Annotated in this window: 5 protein-coding genes; 4 read left to right on the plus strand and 1 reads right to left on the minus strand. The window is 69.4% G+C overall.

Features of this window, described 5'->3' with window-relative positions:
• Together ABZ208_RS38850 and ABZ208_RS38855 are read left to right on the plus strand one after the other, a co-directional pair.
• Window positions 1–91, plus strand: a 91-nt coding sequence (locus ABZ208_RS38850; RefSeq protein ID WP_356907737.1) for an adenosylhomocysteinase, incomplete at its 5' end; no start/stop codon positions are given.
• Window positions 92–316: 225 nt separating this feature from the next.
• Window positions 317–931, plus strand: coding sequence for a hypothetical protein (locus ABZ208_RS38855; protein ID WP_356914161.1), 615 nt, complete (start codon window positions 317–319; stop codon window positions 929–931).
• A gap of 23 nt (window positions 932–954) precedes the next feature.
• Here the strand turns inward: ABZ208_RS38855 and ABZ208_RS38860 are convergent, their stop codons facing one another.
• The gene (locus ABZ208_RS38860) at window positions 955–1971 is read right to left on the minus strand and encodes an RDD family protein (protein ID WP_356914162.1); all 1017 of its coding nucleotides are present in this window, start codon (window positions 1969–1971) and stop codon (window positions 955–957) included.
• Window positions 1972–2095: 124 nt separating this feature from the next.
• Between ABZ208_RS38860 and ABZ208_RS38865 the strand changes: the two genes are divergently transcribed.
• A complete protein-coding gene (locus ABZ208_RS38865) occupies window positions 2096–3103 on the plus strand; it encodes a stage II sporulation protein M (protein WP_356914163.1) in 1008 nt (335 codons plus the stop codon).
• Window positions 3104–3216: 113 nt separating this feature from the next.
• The coding region (locus ABZ208_RS38870; protein ID WP_356914164.1) for a hypothetical protein at window positions 3217–3424 on the plus strand (208 nt) is incomplete at its 3' end.

The raw sequence follows: 3424 nt of genomic DNA on the forward strand, positions 1-3424 counted from the left end.
CGTCAAGCTGACCACCCTGCGCCCGGAGCAGGCGGCGTACATCGGCGTCGAGGTCGAGGGCCCGTACAAGCCCGACCACTACCGCTACTGACCGATCGTGCTGACCGACCGCCGCCGATCCACCACGGATCAGCAGTCGATCAGCAGGTGATCACCCCTCGCCTGCCGCTGACGCGCGCAGCGGCAGGCACCAGCGGTACCAGGCAGGCCCCCGCACCCCCGTGTCGGGGGCCTGCCCCGTACGCCCCTCGCACGGCTTTGGCCAGGACATCTCTCCACGCCCCGTGCCTCACCGCACAAGGACGTCAACGCCCCCATGCCCCGTGGCCGTTATTCGCTCCACGATCCGCACGATCGCACCCCCCTCGGCGAAGAACACTTCCAATGCGCCCCCGGTCCCTCCGGCTGGCGTTACGTCTCCAGAGTCACCACCCCCTCCGGCAAGGACGCCGGCTCCGTCGATCTGGCCCTCGACGACCTCGGCCGCCCCATCCGTCTCGAAATGCACGCAGCAGGCTGGCAGGTGCGCGGTGCCGCGCTGGACGGCGTGACCTGGGTCCGCACCGACCCGCCCGGCACCCATGCCACGGAAGGCAATGTCCGTGCCCATGCCTTCACCGGCACCTCCCCCGCCTTTCTTGTCGCCACTGCCCGCCTGCTGCGCCTCACCCCCCAGGCCCCGGCGACCCGCGTACGCCTGGTCGCCTTCACGGACCTGGTCCTCGCCCCCCGCACGATCGACCAGTCCTGGGCCCTGGTGAAGAGTGAAGCGCACGCCACTGACAACGGCCTGCTGGCTGTGGACGAATACCAGGTCAGCGCCCTGGACACGGGGGAGCAGCACGCCGTGCACATCGCCGGGGACGTGGTCCTTGCGGCACCGGGCATCGAGCTCGAGGATCTCGAATCCCCGCCCTCGGTCTTCCCCTGATCTCCGACAACTCCTGGACCTGGCTACGCGGGCGGGGCGAACCCCGTGCCGGTCACCGGGGCCTGCTCGTTCCCGCCCGCCTTCGCACCGGCCGAGCCATCCGCGTACGGCGTCGCCGTGGGCGTCCCGGCCTCTGCCTTGGAGCCGGGTGCCGCCCACACCGCACCTCCTGCACTGGTGGCACCGGCCGATGCGCCGGTGCCCATGCCGGCTGCGGACGCAGACTCGGTTCCGCTCCCGCCTGCCCCATGCCCGGTCCCGGCCGCCGCTGCGGCCCCGGCGCTGCCCGAAGCGCGGAACGCGCGCCGGGCATCACGGGCCTGCCGTTCGTTCACCACCGCCGCGAGATACGCCGCCGGCGGCACCCGCTCCGGAACCGGCGCCCCCGTACGAGCCACGAGATCGTCGGCAAGCCGCTGCGCCATCGACCAACTGACGGCCGGGTCCAGCTGCCGCATCCGCGTCAGGTACTGCCGTATCGCGAGCCACAGATCATCGGGCACCCCCGACAGATCGAGCTGGGCGAACCGCCCGACCAGCCACGGCGGCGGCAGCGGCACGCCCATCGCCCCCCGCGACGCGGGCACCCGCTCACGTACCACCAGCGTCCCGGCGAACACATCCCCGATGCGACGCCCGCGCGCCGAGACGAGCGACGCGATGCAGGCGACGATCCCGAAAGTCATAAGGATCTCCACCACCCCCATCGCCCCCCGTACCAGCGCATGCCGGAACCGGATCGGCCCGCCGTCGTCCCGCACCACCCGCAGTCCGCAGGCCAGCTTCCCGAGCGAGCGCCCATGACTGAGGGTCTCGACAGCTATCGGCGCTCCGACGAGCACCAGCAGAAACGTCGCGATCGACACGGCAGTCACGGCGGCCTCGTCCAACGACGCGGTCGCGAACGCCAGCCCGATGGATATGAACAGATACGCCGTCCACACCACCACCAGATCGATGACCAGGGCGAGCGCCCGGCTCGGCAATTTGGCCGGCTGCAGGCCGAGTACGACCGCGTCCCCCGTCACAAGCCCGCTCACGGCTGCCGCCCTTCGTGTTTGTCGACCTTCCCTGCCCCTTGATCCCTCAGTCTGCCAAGCTGACCCGCAGCGTGCCGCAGTAGTACGGACCGTATGCACCCAGTGCCTGGAGCAGCAGCCGAACATGGACCTCGATGTCTTCGTGACCGCCCACCACGCCGAGTGGGACCGCCTGGACCACCTCCTGCGTCGTGGACGCCACCTCACGGGTGCCGAGGTCGACGAACTGGTGGCGCTCTACCAGCGCACGGCCACCCATCTGTCCCTCATCCAGTCCAGCGCCCCGGACCCGACGCTGACCGCGAGGCTGACACAACTGGTGGCCCGGGCCCGTGCGGTCGTCACCGGTACCCGGCGGGCGGGCTGGCGCGACGTGGTCCGCTTCTTCACCGCGGGTTTTCCCGCGGCTGTCTACCGCTCCCGCCACTGGTGGATACCGACCGCTGTCCTCTCGACCCTGCTGGCCGCGATCATCGGCTGGTGGATCGGCACCCATCCCGAGGTGCAGTCGGCGATCGGCGCTCCGGAGGAACTTCGCCGGCTGACCGCACCAGGCGGCGAGTACGAGACGTACTACTCGAGTCATCCGGCAGCCTCCTTCGCGGCCCAGGTCTGGACGAACAACGCCCAGGCCGCCGCCATGTGTCTCACGCTGGGTGCGTTCCTGTGCCTCCCGGTCATCTGGATCCTGTTCCTCAATGTCCTGAACCTCGGCGTCGGCATCGGCCTGATGTCGTCGGCCGGCCGGCTCGACGTCTTCCTGGGGCTGGTCCTCCCGCACGGACTCCTTGAACTCACGGCCGTCTTCGTTGCCGCAGGTACCGGCCTGCGGCTCGGCTGGACCGTCATCGACCCGGGCCCGCAGTCGCGCCGTACCGCCCTGGCCCAACAGGGACGCGCCGCCATCGGCATGGCCATCGGCCTGGCGGTCGTCCTCTTCGTCTCTGGCGTGATCGAAGGCTTCGTGACGCCATCGGGCCTGCCCACCTGGGCGCGCATCACCATCGGGATCGTCGCTGAAACGGCGTTCCTCGCATACGTCTACGTCCTGGGCGGCCGGGCGGCTCGAGCAGGTGAGACCGGCGACGTCGACGCGGCCGACCGCAGCGCCGAGCTCCCGTCGGCCGCGTGATGTGCGGAGGACCGCCCTGACCTGCTAGTCTCCTCTTCGCCCACGAGACCGTTGACACGGGACGCGTGGGGAGGTAGATTTTAACGGTTGCCACGAACTGGACAGGTTCGGGCGTGAACGTTAAAGTCTCTCTCGCTCTCGACGGGAAACGAATTTCCGCGGAGCCTCTTCCGATTCCTTATCCGGAACATGAAGCCGATTCGCTCGGCCGAAATGATTCTGATAAAGTCGGACTCGCCGGAAAGGGAAACGCGAAAGCGTGGAACCGGAAAGCGCCCGCCGGCCGGGAATCGGACACGAAAGAGTCTGATAGAGTCGGAA

Source organism: Streptomyces sp. NPDC006208, assembly GCF_040613775.1.
Classification (GTDB): Bacteria; Actinomycetota; Actinomycetes; order Streptomycetales; family Streptomycetaceae; genus Streptomyces.

Excerpts from the sequence above, each read along its gene's own strand:
- ABZ208_RS38865 (WP_356914163.1), top strand. The coding sequence starts at position 2,096 with ATGGACCTCGATGTCTTCGTGACCGCCCACCACGCCGAGTGGGACCGC.
- ABZ208_RS38855 (WP_356914161.1), top strand. The coding sequence starts at position 317 with ATGCCCCGTGGCCGTTATTCGCTCCACGATCCGCACGATCGCACCCCC.